The organism is Microbacterium sp. (assembly GCF_041641055.1).
GTDB lineage: Bacteria > Actinomycetota > Actinomycetes > Actinomycetales > Microbacteriaceae > Microbacterium.
Map to the genome: position 1 here is coordinate 17,042 of NZ_JBEPZB010000009.1, position 23,883 is coordinate 40,924.

General features: G+C 69.8%; 21 protein-coding genes and 1 riboswitch. Of the genes, 3 read left to right on the plus strand and 18 right to left on the minus strand.

Annotated elements, in window-relative coordinates:
* Positions 1 to 134 precede the first annotated feature (134 nt).
* The 3 genes from ACESK8_RS07710 to ACESK8_RS07720 all read right to left on the minus strand — a co-directional run bounded on the left by ACESK8_RS07710 (position 135) and on the right by ACESK8_RS07720 (position 3,075).
* On the minus strand, positions 135 to 932 hold the full coding sequence (locus ACESK8_RS07710; protein ID WP_372968043.1) for an energy-coupling factor transporter transmembrane protein EcfT: 798 nt from the start codon (positions 930 to 932) through the stop codon (positions 135 to 137).
* Positions 929 to 2,422 carry an ABC transporter ATP-binding protein gene (locus ACESK8_RS07715; protein WP_372968044.1) on the minus strand — a complete coding sequence of 498 codons (1,494 nt, stop codon included), beginning with the start codon at positions 2,420 to 2,422 and terminating at the stop codon, positions 929 to 931. The genes ACESK8_RS07710 and ACESK8_RS07715 overlap by 4 nt, the downstream gene beginning before the upstream one ends.
* Positions 2,419 to 3,075 carry an ECF transporter S component gene (locus ACESK8_RS07720; RefSeq protein ID WP_372968045.1) on the minus strand — a complete coding sequence of 219 codons (657 nt, stop codon included), beginning with the start codon at positions 3,073 to 3,075 and terminating at the stop codon, positions 2,419 to 2,421. The genes ACESK8_RS07715 and ACESK8_RS07720 overlap by 4 nt, the downstream gene beginning before the upstream one ends.
* Positions 3,069 to 3,178: riboswitch (TPP riboswitch) on the minus strand. Its footprint overlaps the gene before it by 7 nt.
* Positions 3,179 to 3,259: 81 nt before the next feature.
* Between ACESK8_RS07720 and ACESK8_RS07725 the strand changes: the two genes are divergently transcribed.
* Entirely contained in the window at positions 3,260 to 4,798 is a 1,539-nt protein-coding gene (locus ACESK8_RS07725) for a D-alanyl-D-alanine carboxypeptidase family protein (protein ID WP_372968046.1), read from the plus strand.
* A gap of 148 nt (positions 4,799 to 4,946) precedes the next feature.
* Here the strand turns inward: ACESK8_RS07725 and ACESK8_RS07730 are convergent, their stop codons facing one another.
* The 3 genes from ACESK8_RS07730 to ACESK8_RS07740 form a co-directional block, all read right to left on the minus strand.
* The gene (locus tag ACESK8_RS07730; protein ID WP_372968047.1) at positions 4,947 to 7,193 is read right to left on the minus strand and encodes an ABC transporter ATP-binding protein; all 2,247 of its coding nucleotides are present in this window, start codon (positions 7,191 to 7,193) and stop codon (positions 4,947 to 4,949) included.
* The gene (locus ACESK8_RS07735; RefSeq protein WP_372968048.1) at positions 7,190 to 8,917 is read right to left on the minus strand and encodes an ABC transporter ATP-binding protein; all 1,728 of its coding nucleotides are present in this window, start codon (positions 8,915 to 8,917) and stop codon (positions 7,190 to 7,192) included. The genes ACESK8_RS07730 and ACESK8_RS07735 overlap by 4 nt, the downstream gene beginning before the upstream one ends.
* Positions 8,918 to 9,141: 224 nt before the next feature.
* Positions 9,142 to 10,203, minus strand: a complete 1,062-nt coding sequence (locus ACESK8_RS07740; RefSeq protein WP_372968049.1) for an enoyl-CoA hydratase/isomerase family protein — start codon at positions 10,201 to 10,203, stop codon at positions 9,142 to 9,144.
* A 121-nt stretch (positions 10,204 to 10,324) separates the two neighbouring features.
* On the opposite strand from ACESK8_RS07740, the gene ACESK8_RS07745 reads away from it, so the two are divergent.
* Positions 10,325 to 12,214, plus strand: coding sequence for an ATP-binding cassette domain-containing protein (locus ACESK8_RS07745; RefSeq protein WP_372968050.1), 1,890 nt, complete (start codon positions 10,325 to 10,327; stop codon positions 12,212 to 12,214).
* An 87-nt stretch (positions 12,215 to 12,301) separates the two neighbouring features.
* On the opposite strand, the gene ACESK8_RS07750 is transcribed toward ACESK8_RS07745, so the two are convergent.
* Positions 12,302 to 12,751: a hypothetical protein gene (locus tag ACESK8_RS07750; protein WP_372968051.1), complete on the minus strand. Its 450-nt coding sequence runs from the start codon at positions 12,749 to 12,751 to the stop codon at positions 12,302 to 12,304.
* Positions 12,752 to 12,896: 145 nt separating this feature from the next.
* Between ACESK8_RS07750 and ACESK8_RS07755 the strand changes: the two genes are divergently transcribed.
* A complete protein-coding gene (locus ACESK8_RS07755; RefSeq protein WP_372968052.1) occupies positions 12,897 to 14,339 on the plus strand; it encodes a DUF222 domain-containing protein in 1,443 nt (480 codons plus the stop codon).
* Positions 14,340 to 14,434: 95 nt separating this feature from the next.
* Here ACESK8_RS07755 and ACESK8_RS07760 read toward each other — a convergent pair whose 3' ends face one another.
* The 11 genes from ACESK8_RS07760 to hemE form a co-directional block, all read right to left on the minus strand.
* Entirely contained in the window at positions 14,435 to 15,814 is a 1,380-nt protein-coding gene (locus ACESK8_RS07760) for a glutamate-1-semialdehyde 2,1-aminomutase (RefSeq protein ID WP_372968053.1), read from the minus strand.
* Between the two features lie 115 nt (positions 15,815 to 15,929).
* Positions 15,930 to 16,907 carry a porphobilinogen synthase gene (gene hemB / locus ACESK8_RS07765; protein ID WP_372968054.1) on the minus strand — a complete coding sequence of 326 codons (978 nt, stop codon included), beginning with the start codon at positions 16,905 to 16,907 and terminating at the stop codon, positions 15,930 to 15,932.
* Entirely contained in the window at positions 16,904 to 17,695 is a 792-nt protein-coding gene (locus ACESK8_RS07770; RefSeq protein ID WP_372968055.1) for a uroporphyrinogen-III synthase, read from the minus strand. Before ACESK8_RS07770 ends, hemB begins: the two co-directional genes overlap by 4 nt.
* On the minus strand, positions 17,692 to 18,708 hold the full coding sequence (gene hemC / locus ACESK8_RS07775; RefSeq protein ID WP_372968056.1) for a hydroxymethylbilane synthase: 1,017 nt from the start codon (positions 18,706 to 18,708) through the stop codon (positions 17,692 to 17,694). The genes ACESK8_RS07770 and hemC overlap by 4 nt, the downstream gene beginning before the upstream one ends.
* Positions 18,709 to 18,715: 7 nt before the next feature.
* Positions 18,716 to 19,393 carry a hydrogen peroxide-dependent heme synthase gene (gene hemQ, locus ACESK8_RS07780; RefSeq protein ID WP_060926337.1) on the minus strand — a complete coding sequence of 226 codons (678 nt, stop codon included), beginning with the start codon at positions 19,391 to 19,393 and terminating at the stop codon, positions 18,716 to 18,718.
* A gap of 103 nt (positions 19,394 to 19,496) precedes the next feature.
* Entirely contained in the window at positions 19,497 to 19,778 is a 282-nt protein-coding gene (locus ACESK8_RS07785) for a hypothetical protein (protein ID WP_372968057.1), read from the minus strand.
* Positions 19,765 to 20,172, minus strand: coding sequence for a phage holin family protein (locus ACESK8_RS07790; protein WP_372968058.1), 408 nt, complete (start codon positions 20,170 to 20,172; stop codon positions 19,765 to 19,767). The genes ACESK8_RS07785 and ACESK8_RS07790 overlap by 14 nt, the downstream gene beginning before the upstream one ends.
* Before the next feature lies 1 nt (position 20,173).
* Positions 20,174 to 20,596: a hypothetical protein gene (locus tag ACESK8_RS07795; RefSeq protein WP_372968059.1), complete on the minus strand. Its 423-nt coding sequence runs from the start codon at positions 20,594 to 20,596 to the stop codon at positions 20,174 to 20,176.
* A 145-nt stretch (positions 20,597 to 20,741) separates the two neighbouring features.
* Positions 20,742 to 22,328, minus strand: a complete 1,587-nt coding sequence (locus ACESK8_RS07800; protein WP_372968060.1) for an NAD(P)/FAD-dependent oxidoreductase — start codon at positions 22,326 to 22,328, stop codon at positions 20,742 to 20,744.
* 58 nt (positions 22,329 to 22,386) lie between these two features.
* Positions 22,387 to 22,725, minus strand: a complete 339-nt coding sequence (locus ACESK8_RS07805; protein ID WP_372968061.1) for a metalloregulator ArsR/SmtB family transcription factor — start codon at positions 22,723 to 22,725, stop codon at positions 22,387 to 22,389.
* 95 nt (positions 22,726 to 22,820) lie between these two features.
* Positions 22,821 to 23,843 (minus strand): uroporphyrinogen decarboxylase, encoded by a 1,023-nt coding sequence (gene hemE, locus ACESK8_RS07810; protein ID WP_372968062.1) that lies wholly within the window; start codon positions 23,841 to 23,843, stop codon positions 22,821 to 22,823.
* Between the last annotated feature and the right edge of the window lie 40 nt (positions 23,844 to 23,883).

The following is a 23,883-nucleotide window of genomic DNA, read 5'->3' on the forward strand; positions in this document are numbered from 1 at the left end:
CTCGAGATCGAGGACCGGGGACCCGGGATGCAGTGACATCCGTAATGACGAGCCGCCCGTGGTGGAGTACTCCCCTTGGGTTCATTCGATGCTAGCGAATGGATCGGCACGCCAGCTATGAGAACGCTGAGTGGTCAGGCGACCGGACCGAGGATGAAGTTCCAGCTGCCGGTCAGCACGGCGACGGCGATCGCGACCGCAGGGATCAGCGCGGCGAGCGTCACGAAGATCGTGTCGCGGATACCCCACACCGACTCCCGTGCCCACGACCTCGGCTGCCGTCCGCCGAATCCGCGAGCCTCCATGGCGGTCGCGAGCGATGACCCGCGACGGATCGCGAGCACGAACAGCGCGAAGGCCATCCCGAACGCACGGCGCACTCGGCCTTCGTCGGCCACCCCGCGCGCCCTCCTGGCCAGGGCGAGCGCTCGCCAGTCCTCGACGAGCAGCCCCAGCATCCGCATCCCGGCGAGAGCTCCCACGACGAATCGTGCAGGCAGCTTCGCGCGCTGCGCGAGGTCGTCGGCGAGGTCGGTCGGATCGACCGTGATGAACAGCACGACCGCGGGGAGCCCGATCGCCAGGACCCTGACCGCCGTCGCCGCCGCCAGGGCGAGCGAGCCGTCACTGACGCGCATGACCAGCCATTCGAAATGGACCACGCCGCTCGTGGCGCCGTAGAGCGCGATGGTCACCGCGCCGAGCGGGGCGGCGATCCACAGCACCGCCGTGCGGGTCCAGAACTCGCGCGCGCGAAGGCCGGCGAGCAGCAGCAGCGGGATCTCGAGGAGCAGGGCGACGGATGCCGAGACGACGTCGATCGTCAGCACGAGGGGCAGGGCGATCAGGAGCGCGGCGATGAGCTTCGCGAGCGCCGACCGGGGGGCGATGGGACCGGGTCGGTCGATGCGAGCCGTCAGCGTGTCGATCATCGGCCGACCTCCACGCGGCGCGCGTGAAGCGCGGCGAGCACCGTCTCGTCGTGGCTGATCGCGACGACGGCGGTCCCCTCGTCACGGAGCCGGGCGATCAGCCCCACGAGCTCGGCCCAGGTGCTGGCATCCTGGCCGAAGGTGGGTTCGTCGAGCACCAGCATCCGAGGCCTCGTGGCGAGAGCGGCGGCGACCGTGAGCCTCCTCTTCTCGCCCCCGGACAGCGTGTACGGGTTCGCGGCGGCGAGGGCGGAGAGCCGCAGTCGTTCGAGGAGGTCGTCGACGCGGACGGCGATCTCGGCTTCGGGGACCCCGAGCGCCCGCGGCCCGACGGACAGCTCGTCGCGGACCGTCTTCGCGAGCAGCTGATGCTCGGGCGTCTGCAGCACGGTCGCGATGCGGGTGAGCAGCGCTCGCGACGACCAGCGGAACGGATCGTTCTTCTCGCCGGCCGCCAATGTCGGGAGCGCCGAGACACGACCGCCTTCCGCGGGGATGAGTCCGGCGAGCGTCAGCCCGAGCGTCGACTTGCCCGCACCGTTCGGCCCCGTGATGCCGAGCACCTCCCCCGCGCGCACGGCGAGATCGAAGGGCCCCGCGACGGCGAGTCCGCGCTTCCTGGCGACTGTCAGACCGCGGGCCTCGAGCAGCGTCTCCCCCGGTGTCCGAGAGGGCGACGGCGGCAGCGCCGGCGGATGCCCCGGCACCCAGACACCGGATGCCGCGAGCTCGGCCCCCCTCGCTCCAAGGACCTGCTGCGGAGTGCCGTCGGCGAGCACCACGGTCTCTCCCTCGGACGCCGCGCCCCCACCCGAAGTCCCGAGCACGATCACCCGGGTGACGAGGGGCAGCCAGACGTCGATCCGGTGCTCGATGACGACGAGGGTCGCGCCGGTGGCGTCCAGGGCGGCGGCGACGGCATCCCGCACGTCCTCCACGCCACCGGGGTCGAGGTTGGCCGTCGGCTCGTCGAGCAGGATCGCGCCGGGGCTCATCGCCAGCACGCCGGCCAGCGCGAGGCGCTGCTTCTGCCCGCCGGAGAGTGCGGCGGTCGAGCGATCGAGATCGACGTCCAGGTCGACGGCCGCCAGCGCGGCGCGCACGCGCGGCCAGATCTCGTCCCGGGGGACGCCGAGGTTCTCGCATCCGAACGCCACGTCATCCCCGACCCGAGCGAGGATCGTCTGGGTGTCCGGGTCCTGGAGAACCATCCCGACCCGACCTCGAGCGGCGGTCGGAGACTGCCCGTCGACGAGCAGCGAGCCCTGGGTCTCGCCCTCGTCGGCACCGCCCAGCACACCGCCGAGTCCCTGCAGGAGCGTCGACTTGCCCGACCCCGATGCCCCGAGCAGGAGCACGCGCTCGCCGGGCTCGATGCGGAGGTCGACTCCGCGCATCGCCCAGCGTCGCCTCGTCGCGTACCGCCACCCCCAGCCCCGGGCTTCGAGAGTGGCGGGCGCGTTCGGGGCCGCGTCCGTGGCCGTGCTCACACCCGTGCGGTGACCTCGCGGCCGGCGGCGAACCGACCGAGCGCACCGGTGGCCGCGAGTCCGCGCGCGATCAGCCAGGCTCCGAGACCCGCGATGACCGCGCCGGAGATGGTGGTGGAGACGATGTAGACAGTGGTGAAGAGCGTGTCGGCGCCCGCGTACCAGAGGATGCGGTCGTTGATGCCGCACGCGAGCCCGGCGCCGGCGCCGGCGAGCATCACGACGGGCAGCCGCCAGACGCCGTAGAGGAAGAGCAGGAAGACCAGCTCGGCGCCGAGGCCCTGGACGAGTCCGGACACGATCGTGAGCGGCCCCCACGCATTGCCCACCAGGGCGGAGATGATGGCGGCGACGAGCTCGGTGTAGAGCGCAGCACCGGGTTTGCGGATGATGATCGCGCCCAGCACGCCCGCGATCAGCCAAGGCCCGGCCAGCAGACCCTGCACGCCGGGCAGGAGCGGCTTCAGGATGCTGCTCGGCACCTCGTAGCCGACGTTCCAGAGCAGGAAGATCAGCGCGCAGGCGACGGCGATGACGCTGGCGACGACGATGTCGACGACTCGCCAGCGCCAGAGCTCCGGTCGGCCGAGGCCTCCGGACGTGACTGCGGTGGATGCCGATTCGGTGGTGGATCCGGACGTGGATGTACTCATCAGTAGCTCCTCCCTGCGCTGGCATGACCCAGATCAGGTTCGACGGTCGAAGCGCGATTCGCTCCCTCTCAGCCCGGCTCGCCGGACTCCCGTGGTTGTCTTCCGATCTTACCCAGTGGCGACACTCCCGCGCGATCCCGGTGCAGCGCCGCTGATCTCCGCCGGGATTCGGTACCGTGAGGAGGTGACCGCTCCCCATTCCGTCGAGGCCGCCGACTCCGAGGCCCCGCTCCCGAGGGATGCCGCGGTCACCCCTGAGCGGACGGATGTCGCGGAAAGCAGCGGTGTCATCGATCCTGCGGATGACAGGGATGCAACGGACGCGGCCGATGCGGCCAACGGCCCGGACCCGCAGTGGGCGGAGGAAACGAGCGGCGGCACCCCGCTGACCTGGGTGGATCCCATCGCGGTCGCACAGCAGACCACCCTCCTCCCGCCCGACGAAGCGGCGGAGGTGACGACCGGCGGCGGAGAACTGCTGAAGGACGCGCATCTGCGACCCGCGATCGCGCGGCCAGGGGTCCTGGTCCCGCTCGGGATGCTCGTCGCGTTCCTCTCCACCTATGCGGGCACGACCATGCTCTGGCCGCTGCACGAGGTGGCGCCGACGGTGCAGTCCGTCGAGTTCGAGCCGACCGCGTCACCCGCAGCCGTGATCACCTGGCCGTCGCAGGGAAGCGCGGCTGTGGGCGTGGGCGGGATCGGCACGAGCTCATCGTCGCTCGATCCGGCGGTCATCGCGAGCGTCACCAAGGTCGTCTCGAGCATGATGGTGCTCGACCGCATGCCCCTGGCCGTGGGCGAGCAGGGGCCGAGCTTCTCCTTCACGTGGTCCGATTCCGAGGAGTACTGGGACTACCGTCGCTCCGATCAGTCTGCTCTCGACGTGCCGGTCGACGGATCGCTCACCGAGTACCAGCTCCTGCAGGGAACCCTCCTGGGTTCGGCGAACAACTACATCGATCGTCTCGCGGAGGAGATCTGGGGATCGCAGTCCGCTTTCGCCGACGCCGCAGCGGAGTGGTTGAGCGATCGCGGACTCGACGGCATCACGATCGCGACCCCGTCCGGATTCGACGCCCGCAACAAGGCCACCCCCGAATCTCTCGTGGCGCTCGCCGAGGTGGCGATGGAGAATCCCGTGTTCGCCGGAATCGTCGGCACCCCGTCGGTGGATCTGCCCGGTGCGGGAACGGTGCGCAACACGAACGGGATGCTCGCGGATGCCGGCGTCGTCGGGGTGAAGACCGGGACCCTCGGGGACAGCTGGAACCTCCTGACCGCCAAGGACATCACGGTGGATGACACCACGGTGCGCCTCTACGCGGCGGTGCTCGGTCAGGCGGACGACGACCAGCGCCTCGCGCAGACACGCTCGCTGTTCACCCAGGTCGAGACGGCGCTCGCCGAACAGGCGCCGGCGGTCGCGAAGGGCACGGTGGTCGGCACGGTCACGACGCTCTGGGGAACCACCACCGAGGTGGTGACGGATGCCGATGCCGACGTCGTGCTGTGGAACGGCGCGTTCGCCGAGTCGTCGGCGACCTTCCGTCTGGGTGAGAACCGCGAGGAGGGCGACGAGATCGGCACGCTCACGAGCGTCGGCCCGCTCAACACGATCACGACGTCGCTGTCGCTTGCGGACGACGTCGATGCCCCGAGCCCCTGGTGGCGTCTCACCCACCCGCTCGAGCTGTTCGGGGTCATCGAACCCGAGGAGTGACCTGTCAGGTCGGTGCCGGTGCCGGTGCCGGCGGTGGTGGCGGAGACCGCAGCGCAGAACGCCCCACCCCGGTTCGACCGGGATGGGGCGTCTGACTTCCGTTGCGTCGCCGCTGCGGATCCTGTGACGGTTCAGCGGCGAATGCCGATCAGGCCTGCGGGCCGCCGGCATCCGGTCGTTCGATGATCGCCTGTGCGGCGGCGGCCTCGGCCGTCGGCACCTGCGGTCCCACGGATGCACCGACCTGCGCTGCCGCCGCCTCGTCGTCCGCGTCGCCGCTGACGACCACGGGCGTGGACCCCGTGAGCGCGTCCTCGGCATCGAGGTCGGTCGCCGCCTGCTCGAACTGCGACTGGTACAGACGCCAGTAGGCGCCCTGTGCGGCGATGAGCTCGTCGTGCGTGCCCTTCTCGACGATGTCTCCGTGCTCCATCACGAGGATGAGATCGGCGTCGCGGATCGTCGACAGACGGTGGGCGATGACGAACGACGTGCGCCCCTGACGAAGAGCCGCCATGGCGTGCTGCAGCAGGACCTCCGTGCGGGTGTCCACCGCCGAGGTCGCCTCATCGAGGATGAGGATCGACGGCTGAGCGACGAAAGCGCGTGCGATCGTGATCAGCTGACGCTCGCCCGCCGAGACGTTCGACGCGTCCTCGTCGAGCACCGTGTCGTACCCCTCGGGGAGCGCGTGCACGAAGCGGTCGACGTAGGTCGCCTTCGCGGCTTCGAGGATCTCCTCATCGGTCGCGGTGGAGCGGCCGTATCGGATGTTCTCGCGGATGCTGCCGGCGAACAGCCAGGGATCCTGCAGCACCATGCCCGTGCGGGAGCGGAGCTCGTCGCGGGTGATCTGAGAGATGTCCTGACCGTCGAGCAGGATGCGCCCGCCGTTCAGCTCGTAGAACCGCATGATGAGGTTGACGAGGGTCGTCTTGCCCGCACCCGTCGGTCCCACGATGGCGACGGTCTGGCCCGGCTCCACACGGAAGGACAGGTCGGTGATGAGCGGACGCTCGGGGTTGTAGGAGAACGCGACGTTCTCGAACTCGACGACGCCCTGGCCGTCGACCAGCTTCGGAGCGTCGGGGGCGTCTGCCTCCTGCTCCTCGGTGTCGAGGAGCTCGAAGACCCGCTCGGCCGACGCCGTGCCGGACTGCACGACGGCCGCCATTCCGCCGAGCTCCGACAGAGGCTGCGTGAACTGCTGCGAGTACTGGATGAACGCCTGCACGTCACCGAGCCGCAGCTGCCCGCTGGCCACCATCAGACCGCCGAGCACGGCGATTCCGACGTAGGTGAGGCTTCCGACGAAGGTCATCGCCGGCATGATGATGCCGGAGAGGAACTGCGCCTTGAAGCTCGCCTGGAACAGCTCTTCATTCTCGTCCTTGAACTTGTCGAGGGCGTCCTGCTCGCGGCCGAAGACCTTGACCAGTGCGTGACCGGAGAAGGCCTCCTCGACGCGGGCGTTCAGACGACCGACCTTGCGCCACTGCGTGCCGAAGGCCTTCTGCGACCGCGGGCCGATGATGCCGAAGATCACGCCCATGAGTGGGAGCGCGACGAGCGCGACGAGCGCGAGCTGCCAGGAGATCGAGAACATCAGCACGAGCACGCCGACGACCGTCAGGACGGCCGTGATGGCGCCGGACAGCGACTGCTGCATGGTCTGCGTGATGTTGTCGATGTCATTGGTGACGCGGGAGATGAGGTCACCGCGCTGCACCTTGTCGAAGTACGACAGCGGCAGTCGGTTGATCTTCGCCTCGACCTGCTCGCGAAGCCGCCACATGGTGCGCACCATGATGACGTTGATGACGTAGCCCTGGATCCAGCTCAGGAACGCCGCGGTGACGTAGATGGCCAGCACCGCGATGATGACCCAGCGCAGCGCCTCGAAGTCCACCCCGTCGCCGACGCGGAAGTTCCCGAGAGCCGAGACCTGGTTCGCGAAGTCGTCCTGGCCGCCCTGGCGGAGGGCGGACACCACGTCGTCCTTCGACGTGCCGTCGGGGAACCCGGGGAAGTCCCCGTTCGGCTGGCCGAGCTGCACCGAGATGAAGCCCTTGTAGATGAGGTTCGTGGCCTCGCCGAGCACCTTCGGTGCTGCGACGGTGAGCACGACGCCGACGGCGCCGGCGATCGACACGAGGATGAACCAGACCGCCGAGGGCTTGAGGAGTCCGATCATGCGGCTGAAGCTCTTGCCGAAGTTGTCGGCTTTGCCCGGTGCGACGCTGTCCCAGCCGCCGCCGTTCTGTCGAGCCTTCTCGGCGAGTTCCGCCTCGTACTTCTCCTCGTCGGTCAACTCCGGCTCGACGGTCGTGGTGCCGGCGGCATCCTGCCCGGCCGCCCGATCGCGGCGCGCCTTGCGCGTGTCCTGCTCGCTCATGCGTCCACCCCCAGCTGCGACTCGACGATCTCCCGATAGGTCGTGCTCGTCTCGAGGAGTTCCTCGTGCGTGCCGACGCCGACCATGGTGCCTCCCTCGAGGACGACGATGCGATCCGCATCCGTGATGGACGAGACGCGCTGCGCGACGACGATCTTGGTCACGTGCGGCAGCTCCCGCCATAGCGCCTGCCTCAGGCGGGCATCCGTGGTGAGGTCGAGAGCCGAGAACGAGTCGTCGAAGACGAGGATCTGCGGCTGGCGCACGATCGCGCGGGCGATCGCGAGGCGCTGGCGCTGACCGCCCGAGACGTTGGTGCCGCCCTGGGTGATGCGGGATTCGAGACCCTCCGGCATCTCCTCGACGAAGTCGCGACCCTGCGCGATCTCGAGCGCGTGCCAGAGCTCTTCGTCTGTCGCGTCCTCGCGGCCGTACCGCAGGTTCGACGCGACGGTTCCGGTGAACAGGAAGGGACGCTGCGGCACGAGACCGATCGTCGCCCACAGGGATTCGACGTCCGCCGCGCGGACATCCGTGCCGCCGACGAAGACCGCACCGCCCGAGGCATCGAAGAGTCGCGGGATCAGCGAGACGAGCGTCGTCTTGCCCGCACCGGTCGACCCGACGATCGCGACGGTCTCCCCCGGCTCGGCGGCGAAGCTGATGCCGGTGAGCACCGGAGAATCGGCGCCGGGGTAGGTGAACTCGACGCCGTCGAACGCGACGGAGCCCGGGGTCGGGAAGTCGGTCACGCCGTTCTGCGGACGCTCCATGCTCGACTCCGCGTCGAGGACCTCGCCGATGCGCTCGGCGGAGACCGCGGCGCGCGGGATCATGATCGCCATGAAGCTCGCCATGATGACGCCGCCCATGATCTGACCGATGTACTGCATGAACGCGAAGATCGTGCCGACCTGCACCGTGCCGCTGTTGACCTCGATGCCACCGAACCAGACCACGGCCACGATGGTGACGTTGAGGATCAGCATGAACAGCGGGAAGAGGAGCACGAAGAGCGAGCCGACCTTGCGGCCGACCACCATGATGTCGGTGTTCGCGCCGCGGAAGCGCTCTTCTTCGATGCGCTCGCGCACGAAGGCGCGAACGACGCGCACGCCGGTGAGCTGCTCGCGCATCACCCTGTTGACGGTGTCGAGCTTGCCCTGGTAGCTGCGGAACAGCGGCACCATGCGGCTCACGACGAGACCGGCGACGATCAGCAGCAGCGGCACCGAGACGGCGATCAGCCAGCTCAGGCCGATGTTGGTCTGGACGGCGAAGATGATGCCGCCGATCGCGAGCAGCGGGGCGGTGACGAGCATCGTGGCGCCCATCATCGCGAGCATCTGCACCTGCTGCACGTCGTTGGTGTTGCGCGTGATGAGCGAGCCGGCGCCGAACTGCGAGACCTCGCGCTCGGAGAAGCCGCTCACCTTGCCGAACACGTCGGCGCGGATGTCGCGGCCGGCCCCCATGGAGGCGCGCGCGGCGAAGTAGGTGGCGATGACCGAGGCGATGATCTGGCCGAGGGACACGGCGAGCATGAGCAGGCCGGTGCGCCAGATGTAGTCGGTGTCGGACTGCGCGACGCCCTTGTTGATGATGTCTTCGTTCAGGCGCGGCAGGTAGAGAGTCGCGATCGCGCTGGCGAACTGGAACACCAGCACGGCCACGAGCAACCACTTATAGCGGGCGAGATATCGGACGAGGATTTTTCCCAGCACAGGCGGACTTTCTAGGAAGGATGAAGTGGCAGATCTCTCGGCGGGCGGACGCAGGCCGACGATCGCGCACATGCAAGAGTGCCACGAACCGGCGACATTCGTATCCCCCTGCGGGTGGACCTTCGCTCACAGCGAACCTTTTCGGGCGCGGGCCAGCGGTTTGTGTACCGCGGCGAAGAACTGGCGTGCGCCCACGGCGGGGTGACGCCACGGCCGGATGCTCGTCAGAAGAGCGGATGCTCCGGCACGAACTCCCTGGCTGCTGCGCCGGCATCGGCGGGGAGGTCGGCGAGCGTCGCAGGGTCCCACTGCGGATTGCGGTCCTTGTCGACCAGCTGCGCCCTGATCCCCTCGACGAGGTCGGGATGCTGCGTCACGAACCACATCACCCGTCGGTACTCGCCCTCGAGTGCGGCGCGGAGTCCTGGCATCGCCCGCGCCTCGCGCACGGCGTCCAGCGTCACAGCGAGCGCCGTCGGTGCCAGCCCCTCGAGCAGATCGGCGGTCGCATCCGCATCCGCCGCCCCGTGCGCGCGCAGCCGGGCCACGATCTCGACGACCGAGTCGGCCGAGAAGGCGGCGTCGATCCAGTCCCGGGACGCGGGAAGCGTCGACGGCTCGGGCGTCTCGTCGAACAGCAGCACGATCTCCGACGGACCGGTGGGATCGGCGCGGAAGGCGAGCGCCTCCCGCAGGGCGTCGAGGCGGTCGGAGGGAACGACGTGGTCCGCGAAGCCGAGGAGGACGGCATCCGCTGCGTTCATCGTCGACCCGGTCAGGCCGAAGTACTCCCCGAAACGGCCCGGAGCACGGCCGAGCAGCCAGGTGCCGCCGACGTCAGGAGTGAAGCCGATCCGCGTCTCGGGCATCGCGAGCTTCGAGCGCTCGGTGACGACGCGGATCGCGGCGTGCCCCGCGAGGCCGATACCCCCACCCATGGTGATGCCGTCGGCGATCGTCACGAGCGGCTTCGGGTACTCCGCGATCATCGCGTTCAGCGCGTACTCGGCGCGGAAGAACTCTGCCGTCTCGTCGGCGCGTCCGGCGACGATCTGAGCGTGCAGTCCCCGGACGTCGCCGCCCGCGCACATGCCGCGCTCCCCTTCGCCGTCGATGAGCACGATCTGGACGTCGGTGTCATCGCGCCACGATTCCAGGGCCTCGGTGAGCGAACGGATCATCCCGACATCGAGGGCGTTGATCGCCTCCGGCCTGTTGAGAGTGAGTCGACCGAGAGCGCCCTCGGTGCGGACGAGGACCCGTGGGGCGGCGTTGAGTTCGGTCACGCGTGCCAGGCTACCCCGTCGACTGACCCTTGCATCCTGGTGCGTTTGTGCGGTAAATGCACGATCCGACGGCTTTTCCGGCAGGATAGACAGAACTGCCCACTGCAACGAGAGGTCGCAGATGCCCGACGGACAGGTGCTCGAATTCACGCGCGTCACGAAGCGCTTCAACGACGTGACGGCGGTGTCCGACTTCTCCGCGCGCGTCGAACCCGGTGTCGTGACCGCTTTCCTCGGCCCGAACGGCGCCGGCAAGACCACCACGCTGCGCATCCTGCTCGGTCAGGTGCGCGCCACCAGCGGCACGGCGACCATCGGCGGCACCGCTTTCCCCGACCTGCGCCACCCGCTGCGCACGATCGGCTCGGTGCTCGAGGAGACCGTCTACCGCCCCCGGCGCTCGGCTGCGCGGCAGCTGACCATCGCCGCCAAAGCCAACGGCATCCCTCTGTCCCGTGTCGACGAGGTCCTCTCACTGGTCGGCCTCGAGCACGAGAGCGAAGGCCGTATCGGCAGCTTCTCGCTCGGCATGCGGCAGCGGCTGAGCGTCGCCCACGCACTGCTCGGCGACCCCGGCGCGCTCGTGTTCGACGAGCCGGCGAACGGCCTCGACCCCGAGGGCATCCGGTGGATGCGTCTGCTGATGCGCCGACTCGCAGACGAGGGACGCACGGTCCTCGTCTCCTCGCACGTGCTGAGCGAGATCGAGCAGGTCGCCGACCATGTGCTCGTGCTCTCCAAGGGGCACCTCGTGCTCTCCAGCGACATCGAGAAGCTCGCCGATCCGTCGACCGGGGCGGTCGTCGTCGACGCCGACGACCGCGCAGCACTGACCGCCGCGCTGTCGGCCGCAGGGCTCGAGGTCGAGGTGCTGCGCTCCGGGCTGACCGTGCGCGGAAGCGATGCCGGCACGGTCGGCGCCATCGCGGCATCCGCGGGCATCGCGCTCAGCACCCTGGTGCAGCGCGGACCCACCCTGGAAGACGTCTTCATCGACCTCATGCGCGGCGGGCGGTTCTCCGCCGGCGCCCTCACCTCGACGGCCCCGACCGTGGCTCCCGAGGCCCTGGCCGCGCCCGTGTCGGCGGGTGTCGGTGCGAGTGTCGCCGAAGCCGGTGTCGTGTCGGATGCGGACGCCGATGCCGTGTCGGATGCGGACGCCGATGCCGTGTCGGATGCGGATGCCGATGCCGTGGCGGATGCGGCCGAGGTCCAGGCGGATGCGGACGCCGATGCCGCGGACGCCGCAGCAGACGTCGAGTACGCGGCAGCCGAGCTCGGCTATGCCGCCGACGCCTCGGACGCGAACGATGCCGAGGACGCGGCTGACGTCGTCTCCGAGGCTGCGGACACACACGTCGAGGATGGTCCGATCGAGGACGGCGTGGCCTCGGATCCGGCGCCCGCCTCGGACTCCGCGCCCGCACCGGAGTCTGCACAGAGTCCGTCATTCGACGAGATCCTCTTCGGCGCACCTGCGGCGGTATCGGGCGACGAAGTATCGGCCGACGAAGCTCCGGTCGACGAGGCTCCGGTCGACGAGTCGGCTGCGGACGAGGCGTCCGCCGACGAAGCTCCGGTCGACGAGGCATCCAGCGACGATGCATCCGGGGTCGAGTTCTTCGCCGAGCTGCAGGACGCCGACGAGTCATCCCCGGAATCGGATGTCGACGCCGGCGATGCGGAGCCCGCGAGCGAAGGCGATCCGGACGATCCCCGTTCCGCTGCCGTCAGCTCGATGCTCGCGGCCGCCGCACGGGCCTACTACGAGGACGAGCCGCGGGACTACCCGCTCGGCGAGAATGCCACTGCGGAGGATGGCGATGCGGAGGATGGCGATGCGGATGCCGCGCACTGGTCCGTCGCGAGCACCGGAGTGATCGACCAGGTTCCCGGCGCTGCAAACGACTCCGCCGGGGCCCCGGACAGCGAGCACGATGAGGGCGACCAGCACGAGCACCACGAGGGCGACCAGCACGAGCACCACGAGGGCGAGCACCACCACTCCTGACCGCTCTTCGCGCTCTCGACGAGAACGCCCTCCCGCGCCATGTGGCAGCGGAGGGCGTTCTTCGTCAGGAGCCCGCGGTGGCGGGCGTCACGCCGGGCGCGGTCGGATCACTGGGCGCCGGCTCCCCTTCGACGCGGGCGTGGGTGCGGTGGCGACGATCTCCTCGACGTCGGCGGGCTCATCCGTGACGTCGAGGCGGAGGGCCTGGGTCAGTGCGAGTCCGTGGCGGGTCGTGAGGATCAGACGGCGGTACTGGTCGTCACCGGTGAGGTCGATGACCACGCTGGGTCGACGCCTGCGGATCAGCACGAAGTCGACGCTTCCCGCGGCCTTCCAGGTTCCGGCGGCGAGCACGCCCGGAATGTGCGTCCCGGGGTTCGGCACCCCGCGGAGCCAGGTCCATGCGTCGTCGATCAGCTGGACCTTGGTGATGGTGTCCCTGGCGAGACGCAGGTTGTCGCGGTGGAAGCTCGCTGCGCGCTCGATCGGCGAGAGCACGATCTCGAGTTGCGTCTGGTCCAGCAGCAACGTCACCATGCGTCCAGTCTGCCAGCGGCGCTCTCCGAGTTGTCTGTGTCTTGCTCACAGGAAGGCAACGATCCGTTGTCGGGTCCCACTGTTCCGCTCCTCTTCCATACCGATGTTCTGCTCGACTTTCGAACAAATCTACTAGACTCGGAGCATGCCTTCCACCACCCATGACGACCTCGATGAACGCATCGAGCTGCTCGATTCATGGGTCGAGACGCGTCGGCAGATCGCCTGTCTCGAGGCGGAGGCGTCGAAGCTTCTCGCACGCCGCATGCGCCTCGGCAGAACCGACGGCGACGAGCATCCGCACCATCGAGACGCCATGTACCGATCAATGGTCGCGGAGTACTCGGCGGCCGGTCGGATCGCCCAGGGGAGCATCGAGTACGCGTTCACCGACGCTGCTTTCCTCGACAAGGGCCACCCCCATGTGCAGCAGGCGTTCCGCGCCGGGGTCGTCTCGGCGGCCCACGTGCGCGAGATCGTGCGGGCGGCAGGGGTCGTCCACGAAGCTGTCAACAACGGCAAGGCGGAGGCCGACGCGCTGCAGCGCTACGACGTCGTCGCCGTGACGGTCGCCGAGAAGGAGACCCCGGCACGCACGAAGGCCCTCCTCACGGCTGCGGCCGCGGTGCTCGCGGGTTCCACGACCAAGGAGCGCCACGCGCGAGCGGCCTCCGAACGCACCGTCACCGTGCGTCCCGCGGGTGATGGGCTCGCCGTTCTGACAGCCGTGCTTCCCGACTACCTCGCCGCAGCGGTCATCGATCGACTCACCCAGCTCGCCCGCGCCGTCATCGCCGCACGCGCGGACCGCGAACCGGTGCTCGAGCCGATGGACGACGGCGACAGCCCCCTCTACCCCGACGACATCGCTCACGACTCAGCCTCCCGCGACGACCATGCGATCTTCGGAGACGGGACGTTCACGACGGACCCCACCACGGATCCCACCATTGATCCCACGACAGGTCTCCCGACAGGTCCCGCCGTCGAGCATGTCCCGGCAGACAGCCGCACGATCGACCAGGTGAGGGCTGACCTTCTCATCGATCTACTCCTCGCGGCGGAGCCCAGCGCGGAGAACGGCTCAGGACTCGACAACATCCGCGGTCGGATCCACGTCACCGTCGCGGCGACGACGCTCAGCGGGTGTGACGACCGTCCCGCCGAGCTCGACGGGCACGGCCCTCTGCACCCGGACGTCGCTCGAGACCTCGCCGGGCGCATGCGCGGATGGTCCCGGCTGTTCCTCGATCCGACGGGCCTCGTCGTCGAGACCGACAGCTATTCGCCGACCGAAGCGATGCGCAGACACCTCCGCGCCCGAGACCAGCACTGCCGATTCCCCGGATGTCGGATGCCGGTGCACCGGTGTCAGATCGACCACACCTTCGACCACGCCAAGGGCGGCCGGACCGAGATCCACAATCTGGCTCACTTGTGTGCCGGACATCACGCGCTGAAGCATCCTGATATCGCGGACGACCATCGGTGGACGGCCATCCAGCTTCCAAACGGGACGATCGACTGGACGAGCCCTCTCGGTCGGACCTATCGAGACGACGCCAAGCGACGGGTCATGTTCGTCTGAAGCAGGCGAGCGCTGCGAACCCTGGTCGGTGCTCCGTCCTACTGGGCGACATCCGAAGCAGACGGAGCGCTGCGGATCCTGGTCAGTGCTTCGTCCTACTGGGCGACATCCGAAGCAGACGGCTCAGTCGACGCCCCTGCGGAAGCGGCAGCATCGGGCGTGGCAGAAGCCGCAGCGCGCGTTGCGATGGGCAGAGCGGCTTCGATGCGCTGCAGCTCCTCCTCGCCATGCGCGGCGGTGAGGAACCAGGCCTCGAAGACGCTCGGCGGCAGCGCGACGCCCTGCTCCCGCATCGCGTGGAAGAACGCCGCGTACCGGAACGACTCCTGATCCTGGGCCTCGGCGTACGTCCGCGGCGCCGTCGCGCGGAACGACGCGCTGAACAGGTTCCCCGCGTGCGCGACCGCGTGAGTCACGCCTGCATCGGTGAGAGCCTCGTCGAGGGCGCGGGAGACACGGGCCGCGGCCGCGTCGACCGTGGCGTAGACCTCCGGCGTCGCAAGACGCAGGGTCGCGAGACCTGCGGCGACCGAGAGCGGATTGCCCGACAGCGTGCCCGCCTGATACACCGGGCCGGTCGGCGCGAGCAGATCCATGACGTCGGCCCGGCCGCCGAGCGCAGCCAGCGGCATCCCTCCTCCGACGACCTTGCCGAAGGTGATGATGTCAGGCAGGTACTCCTCCCCCGCTTCCGCCTGGAGACCCCAGAAGCCGGCTGGGTGCACGCGGAAGCCCGTGAGCACCTCGTCGAGGATGAGCAGTGCGCCATGGGCGTGCACGGTGTCGGCGAGCAGGCGGTTGAAGCCGGGCAGCGGCGGCACGACGCCCATGTTGGCCGCCGCGGCCTCGACGATGACGGCAGCGATGCGTTCACCGTGCTCCGCGAACACCGCTGCGAGCGCATCCGGGTCGTTGTAGTCGATCACGAGCGTCTGAGCGGCGATGGGGGCGGGAACACCCGCCGAACCCGGAAGTGCGAGCGTCGCGACACCCGAACCCGCCGCGGCGAGAAGCCCGTCCGAGTGGCCGTGGTAGTGGCCCGAGAACTTGACCAGCAGGTCGCGCCCCGTCGCGCCGCGCGCGAGCCGGATCGCCGTCATCGTGGCCTCGGTCCCGGTCGACACCAGGCGCACGCGCTCCACGGGCCGCGCCTCTCCGACCCGCACGCGGTCGGCGATCAGCGACGCGAGCTCGACCTCCCCCTCGGTGGGGGCGCCGAACGACAGACCTCGAGTCGCAGCCTCCTGCACGGCGGCGACGACCTCGGGCTGCGCATGACCGAGCAGCGCAGGACCCCAGGACGCGACGAGGTCGACGTACTCGTTGCCAGCCGCATCCGTCACGGTCGCACCCGACGCGGAGGCGAGGAACCGCGGCGTCCCGCCGACCGAGCCGTACGCGCGCACCGGTGAGTTCACGCCGCCGGGGATCACCGCGCGGGCAGCGGAGAACAGGTCGTCATTGCGGTCGGTCACAGCACACTCCTCAACGATGCGCGGACCTCTCCCGGCATCCCCTCCAGGCTATCCCGCACAGCTGAGCACAGGACTCAGATGCCGGCTGCTCTCCCGGCGGTCGTGCGAGAGACCGTCAGCCGCGCAGCCAGCGCGCGGCCTCGGTCGCCCAGTACGTGAGGACGACGTCCGCGCCCGCGCGCCGGATCGACAGCAGCGATTCGAGGACCGAGGCGCGGCGATCGATCCAGCCGTTGGCGGCGGCCGCCTCGATCATCGCGTACTCGCCGGACACTTGGTAGGCCCACACCGGAATGCTCACGGTGTCCCTGACCTCGCGCAGCACGTCGAGGAAGGCCATCGCCGGCTTGACCATGACGATGTCCGCGCCCTCCTCCTCGTCGACGACCGCCTCGCGCACACCCTCGCGGCGATTGCCCGGGTCGAGCTGATACGTGCGGCGATCGCCCGTGAGCTGCGAGTCGACGGCCTCGCGGAACGGGCCGTAGAAGGCGCTCGCGTACTTCGCGGCGTATGCGAGAAGCAAGGTGTCGGTGAACCCCTCGGCGTCGAGCGCTCGACGGATGACGGCGACCTGGCCGTCCATCATGCCGGAGAGTCCGAGCAGCTGCGACCCCGCGCGGGCCTGGGCCAGCGCCATCGAGGTGTAGCGCTCCAGGGTGGCGTCGTTGTCGACCGACCCGTCCGCCGCGAGCACTCCGCAGTGGCCGTGGTCGGTGAACTCGTCGAGGCAGAGATCGGTCTGCACCACGAGCGCGTCACCCACCTCGGCGGCAAGGGCTTCGGTGGCGACGTTGAGGATGCCCTCGGGGTCATCCGCACCGGAGCCCCGCGCGTCACGGACCGCAGGGACGCCGAACAGCATGACGCCGCCGACTCCCGCCTCAGCCGCCTCGGTCGCCGTCGCGCGCAGCGAATCCAGCGAGTGCTGGGCGACCCCCGGCATCGACCCGATGGGCATCGACTCGGTCAGCCCCTCGCGCACGAACAGCGGAAGCACCAGCTGCCGCGGCTCCAATGACGTCTCGCGCACGAGACCTCGCACAGCCGGAGACTGGCGCAGCCGACGCAGTCTCACCTCCGGGAAGCTCATGGCGCCAGCTCGTCCGCCGCGTGCGGAAGGGTGAAGCTCGAGACCGCATCGATGAGGGCATCGACCGTCTGGCGGTCGGCGACGACAGTGATCGGAAGCCCGGCCCTGTCGGCATCCTTCGCCGTGCGAGGACCGATAGCCGCGAGCAGCGTCTCATCCGGGATCTGCGGGAACTGCTCGCGCACCTGCTCGGCGACCGAGCCGCTGGTGATCAGGATCGCGTTGATACGGCCGTTCTCGACATCGCGCTTGATGCGCTCGGTGACCGGGACGCCGACCGTGCGGTACGCCACCACGCTGTCGACGTCGTGCCCTGCCTCCTGCAGAAGGACGCTGAGCACGGGCTTCGCGATCTCACTGCGCAGGGCGAGGATGCGGCGGGGCTCCGTCTCGAGGGCGATGAGCTGCTCGGCCATACCGCCGGCCGAGTTGTCCTCGTCCGGGACCATCGCGACCTCGTAGCCCACGGCCTGCAGTGCGGCGGCGGTCGTCTCGCCGACCGCAGCGATCTTCGTGCGGCGCGGCACGACGGCGCGGTGCGCGAACATCACGTCGACGGTGGTCGCGCTCGTGACGGTCAGCCAGTCGTACTCGCCGGCCGCGAGACGTGCCAGTGCCTGGTCGAGGGCCGCCTGGTCCGTGGTGGCGGCGAAGTTGATCAGCGGCGCGACGACGGGCACCGCACCGCGGGAACGGAGGCTGGCGGCGACGCCGTCGCCCCACGGGCCTCCGCGGGGTACGAGGATGCGCCAGCCGTCCAGCGGTCGGTCCTGCTTCGAATTGGTCATGATGAGGAATGCTCTCGGGAGACGAGGTCGGCCGCCCCTTGCTCGAGCAGCCGATGGGCGACAACCAACCCGAGCTCGCGTGCTGCGCGCATCGGGTATGCACCATCGGCAGCATCCGCTCCGTTGCCGCTGCCGTTCCGACGAATATACTCCCCGTTCAGAGGTTCGGTGACGTCGAGGCCGATCCGTCGGTCCCCGTCCGGGGCGTAGACGACCGCCCTGACGCGGATCTCGTCGCCCTCCACCTGGGCGTGCGCGGCCATCGGAGCCTGGCATCCGGCATCCAGCCCCTCGAGCACACCGCGTTCCACGGTGATGGCGACGCGAGTGTCCGGATCGTCGAGGGCGCCGAGAGCGCGGAGCAGCTCCCCTGGCGCATCCGTCCGCGTCTCCACGGCCAGCGACCCCTGCCCGGGCGCGGTCGGCCATTCCGCAAGACCCAGCTCCTCACGGCGCAGCGGCGAATCCGATCCGAGACGCGACAGACCGGCGGCGGCGAGGATGACGGCATCCAGCTCGCCCGTGGCGACCCGCTGCAGCCGCGAGTCGACGTTGCCGCGGATGTCGACCACCTCGGCGTGCGGGGCCCGGCGCCTGACCTGCGCGATGCGGCGAGGAGACCCGGTTCCCACCGTGCTGCCGGTGCGCAGCTGGTGCAGCGGCGTTCCGCCCCGCGTGATGACGACATCGCGGGCGTCCTCCCGCACCGGAGTCGCTGCGATCACGAGCCCGTCGGGGATCGCGGTCGGCAGGTCCTTGAGCGAATGCACGAGGAAGTCGCATTCGCCGGCCAGCAGCGCCTCCCTGAGGCGCGTGGCGAAGATCCCCTGTCCGCCGATCTCCGACAGCGAGGCGCGATTCGTGTCGCCCTCGCTGGTGATCGGGACCAGCTCGACCGCACGCCCCGAGATCTTCTCGAGCGCTGCGGCGACGTGGCCGGACTGGGCCTGCGCCAGCGCGCTGCGGCGGGTGCCCAGTCGGATCGGGGTGGACCGGTTGATCGGAGTGCTCATGGTCGACCTACTGCAGCACGTCCGCGATCTCGTCGAACCGGAGGCGGCGTCCCGTGTAGAACGGGACCTCCTCCTTCACGTAGAGACGCGCATCGGTATAGCGGAGGTCGCGCATCAGGTCGACGAGCTCGGTGACCTCGTCGGCCTCGAGCGGCAGGATCCACTCATAGTCGCCGAGTGCGAATGCGGCCACCGTGTTGGCGATGACGCCGGTGAACGCCGCCCCCTTGCGTCCGTGATCGGCGAGCATCTTGCGACGCTCCTCCTCCGGCGCGAGGTACCACTCCGGCGTCCGCACGAACGGATACAGGCACAGCCAGTCCTTCGGCTCGACGCCGCGCAGGAAGCCGGGCACATGCGCGCGGTTGAACTCCGCGTCGCGGTGCACGCCCATGACGTTCCACACCGGCAGGAGCGAGCGCAGCAGCTCGGTGCGGCGGAGGCGCCGTAGCGCCTTCTGCAGTTCCTCGGCGGTGTCGCCGTGCAACCAGACGAGCAGATCCGCGTCGGCCTTCAGGCCCGAGACGTCGTAGAAGCCGCGGACCGTGACCCCGGAGTCCTCGATGTACGAGACGATCGTCTCGAGTTCCGTGGAGTCGGACTCGGTGACAGGGACATCAGGGTTTCGTCGCCAGACGGCCCAGAGGGTGAAGCCGGACGGGTTCTCTTCGCGCACTTCGGACATGGATCCAGTCTGCCCCCTTTGTGGAGAGCTCGCGAACGGAGTGGGGTTGCGAGAGGTCGGCCTTCGGTCAGCGGGAGAACGCGCGGTCAGCGGGAGAACGCGGTCAGCGGGAGAGCACGCGGGCGATCGCCCAGACGGCTCCGCCCACGACGACGGCGATGCCGACAGCGCCGGCGATGGCGGCCGCAGGGTTGCGGTCGGCGAACACCCGGGCCTGAGCGGCAGCGCGCTTGGATGCCTTGTCGATGCGTCGAGGGAAGTTGCCCTTCGCCTCGATCGCCGCGAGAGCGGCCTTGAGTTCCGCTCGAGCGGACTCGACGGGGTCCACGATGCCGGCGGGCACCGCCGTCTTGGGCAGTGACCTCGTGATGTCAGAGTTCGTCATCGCCGGCCTCCTTCACGAGTCGGATGTCCTCGCCCACCGCCTGTGCGGGGTTCTTGCGGGCGAGCACCTTGCGGAACTTCAGGATGCCGAGCAGCGCGAACAGCAGCACGGCGAGGATCAGGATGCCCAAGACAGCGAGCGCGGAGAGCCACACCGGCCACCACGACGACAGTCCGGCGATCGCGAAGACCAGGATCACCGGCACGGCCCAGAACAGGAAGAACAGGGCGACCAGGAACCAGACGGAGCCGATGCCGGCATCCTTCGCCGTCCTCGACACCCACGTCTTGGCCGCATTGATCTCCGCCTTGACGAGGCTGCTGATCAGCTCGGGGAGGTCGCCGATGAGCGACAGCAGGCTGTCTTCCGCGCGGTCACGATATCCGCGGGGCATGTCAGCTGCCAGACTTCGCGGTGGTCGAGCGCGGGGCGGCGGGCTTCTTGGCCGCCGGCTTCTTCGCGTCGTCCGACTTCGCGGCATCCTTGGCCTCGTCGAGAGCGTCCTCCGTCGCGTCGACGATGTCGTCCGCGGCCTTCTTGCCCGCGGCGACGGCGGAGTCCAGTCGCTGACCGGCGGTCTTGTCACCGCCGGATGCCGACTTGACGACCTTCTGCACTCCGGTCCAGATCGCACCGGGGACTGCGGCCGCCTTGTCGCCGACGTAGCCCTTCACCTTGTCGACCTGCTCCTGCACCGGGTCGAGGTTCCAGACCTTGAGCCACTGCGTCTTGATCTGCTCGTAGCGCTCGCGTCCTGCGCGCGTTCCGAGAACGTATCCCACGCCGAGTCCTACGACGAGTCCGATCTTCCCCTTCATGGGGTCTCCTCACGTTGTTCCGGGTGTGAACGCCTGGGGCGAACCGGCGGCTCGGCGCCGCCTGCCAGGTGTCCAGCGTAGCCCCGTATGCCCGATTCGGCATCTACAGCCGCAGAGGGTTGACAGATGGGCGATCTTCGGGTTCTCACTCCCAGAGGAGCTCCCGACGGAGACGGTCGGCCTCGTCCCGCGCGTCCGGGATGACCTGCGCGAGACCCGTGCCCGCGAGCCATGCGCCGACGGCCGCGAGGCCCGGAACGGCCCTGATCGCGGCACGCGCTGCATCGCGGCGTCCGGCGGAGCCGATGATCGAGGCAGGCTGGGACTGCACGTGGCGCGCTCGGTGCGCGGCGATGAGGTCGCGGTCGGCGAGCGGCACCCCCAGCAGAGCGGATGCTTCGCGCAGCGCGAGCCGTGCGGCCTGGTCGTCGTCGAGCGCCGCCGTCGCCGCAGGTTCCCCCTGCGCGCCGAACGAGACACGGACGAGGTGACGGTCGCCGGCGGCGGCACGCAGCCACTCCCACTTGGCGGTGGAGTGGGTCAGCGCCTTGGCCGTGTGGCTGCCTGGCACGGTCAGCACACCGGTGCCGCGGGGGGCTCCGGTGAGCGCAGACGCCGCGAGCAGCAGCGTGACGATCTCGATCTCCGGAGCATCGGCCGGCTCCGTCTCCGCGAGAGCGGGCGCGGTCGACTCCAGCAGCACCCGCGCCGCGCGCTCCGTCGTTCCGACGATGAGACCGTCCGCCGTGTACTCCGTCGCGTCGGGGTCAGCGTCCGGATCGGCAGCCGCGTGAGCATCCGCGCCGGCCTCGACGACGACTGTCCAGCCGTCGTCGCCCCTCGACACGCTCGTCACCCGCGCGCCGGTGCGGACGACACCGCCGAGCTTCTCGATGTCGGCGACCAGGGCGTCGACGAGAACCGTCATCCCGCCGGCGATGCCCTCGACCGCGGCCCCCGGCGCTCGAGCCGGGGTCCCGCCGTCGCCACCGCCGGTCGCCCTCGTCGCGCGGTCCGCCGCCTCCTGGCGAAGCGCCTGCACCGCTCCGGAGAGCGAGCCGACGCTCGTGAGTGCGGCGTTGAGGCCCGGTGCGGCGACATCGACATCGACATCCTCAGGTGAGGCCGAGTAGACGCCGGTCGTCACCGGAGCGACGAGGCGATCCCGCACCTTCGCGCCCATGCGCGAGGAGACCAGGGCGCCGAGGCTGCGACTGTGGCCGATCGTCAGCGGCGGACGGACCCGGTCGAGGTAGGCGCGCCACACTCCCGACCAGCCGATGATCCGACGCACGTCCTCCTGGAAGGGATTGCCGGGGATGCCGAGGATGCCGCCGACCGGCAGTGGGGCGGCGCCGACCCCGGGGATCCCCGCGAGCCAGGCGCTCCCTGCCGCGGGGGCGACGATCCGGTCCTCGAGTCCCAGCTCGGTGAGCAGGGCGCGCACGCGGCCGCCCCTCGTGGCATAGCTCTCCGCACCGGCGTCGATCACGATGCCGTCGAGCTCAGCCCGGCGGATCGCGCCGCCGACCGCATCCGACTGCTCGAGAACCGTGACGCGCATCCCCACCTTGACGCACTCCCTGGCTGCGATCAGTGCGCCGATGCCGCCGCCGACCACGACGATGTGCTGCTCTGCGGCCTTCGCCGCGAGCGCTGCGGGTTCGGGCCGAGCAGAGCCGGAGGTCCGGTCGGCGGAGGAGCCATCACTGTTCGCGGGGGCTGACGTCATACGTCGATCCTTTCACCCGGCGTCCGCGCTCGCGCACTGCGGGGCGGGAGAAAACGCGTCAGGCGTCGACCGCAGCGGATGCTCCGCGATCCGTACCGCGCTTGCGCACTTCGCGCAGCACGATCTGCTCGGGGCACACGGTCGAGAGGAAGTCCCCGACCGAGAGGGCCAGTCGTTCGCCGACGAGTGAGTAGAGGATGCGGTTGGCGTCGCGTCGCTCGCTGACGAGCCCCGCCTGACGCAGCACGCTGAGATGCCGCGAGATGGTGGGACCGCTCGACGAGAACCGCGATGCGATCTCCCCCGCCGCGAGCTCTCCCTCTTTCAGGTCCTGCAGGATCTGACGCCTCGTAGGGTGGGCCAACGCGGCGAAGATGTCTGACGCGCTGTCTGCCATGGTTGCAATATAGCACTGCTGCTACATACGGCCCCTGGCGTCCGTGCAGCGATCGCCGGACCCGCTCCGCACTGCCCGCTGGCGCCACCGTGCCGTCAGAGCGAGTGCACCAGCTCGACGATCCGAGTGAGCTGGTCGGGGTCGGCCTCCGGCGGCACCCCATGTCCGAGGTTGACGATGTGCCCTCGGGCCGCGCGGCCCCGTTCTACGACATCGCGCACATGCGCTTCGAGCACCGGCCACGGAGCGGAGAGCAGCGCCGGATCGATGTTGCCCTGCACCGAGACGTCGTCTCCGAGGATCGCGGCGGCCTCGTCGAGTGGCATCCGCCAGTCCACGCCCACGCCGTCGGCGATGCCGTCTAGGCGCATGTCCGCGAGGAACGGCCCGGTGCCCACGCCGAAGTGGATGCTCGGGACGCCGATCGCGTCGAGCGCGACCCGCGAGTGCGGTGCGACGAAGGCCCGGTAGTCGGCGACACTCAGCGATCCGGCCCACGAGTCGAACAGCTGGACGACGGATGCTCCCGCGTCGCGCTGGATCTCAAGGAAGCGGCGCGAGACCTGCGCCAGCCAGCCGGCGAGGCGATTCCAGGACTCGGGGTCGGAGTGCATCATGGCGCGGGCCCGCAGATGCTCCTTGGACGGGCCTCCCTCGACGAGGTAGGCGGCCAGAGTGAAGGGAGCCCCGGCGAAGCCGATGAGGGGGGTGTCGCCGAGCTCGGCGGTGACGATGCCGACCGCCTCGGCGATCGCGGTGCCGTCGAGCGACAGCGGATCGATGGCGGTGATGCGGTCGACGTCCGCCGCAGAGCGCACCGGGTTCGCGAACACCGGCCCACGACCGGGCTCGATCTCCACGTCGACACCCGCCAGACGCAGCGGGATGACGATGTCGCTGAAGAACACGGCCGCATCCACCCCGTGCCGGCGGACCGGCTGCAGGGTGATCTCGGCCGCGAGTTCGGGCGTGAGGCAGGCGTCCAGCATCCGCGTCCCGACCCGCAGCTCCCGGTACTCGGGCAGCGACCTGCCCGCCTGACGCATGAACCAGACGGGGGCGTGCTCGGGGCGGGGTCCGGTGAGGGCACGCAGCAGCGGAGCGTCGGAGAGGGCCATGCATCCATCCTCCCATCCGCTTCTGGGCCGACCTGCACGA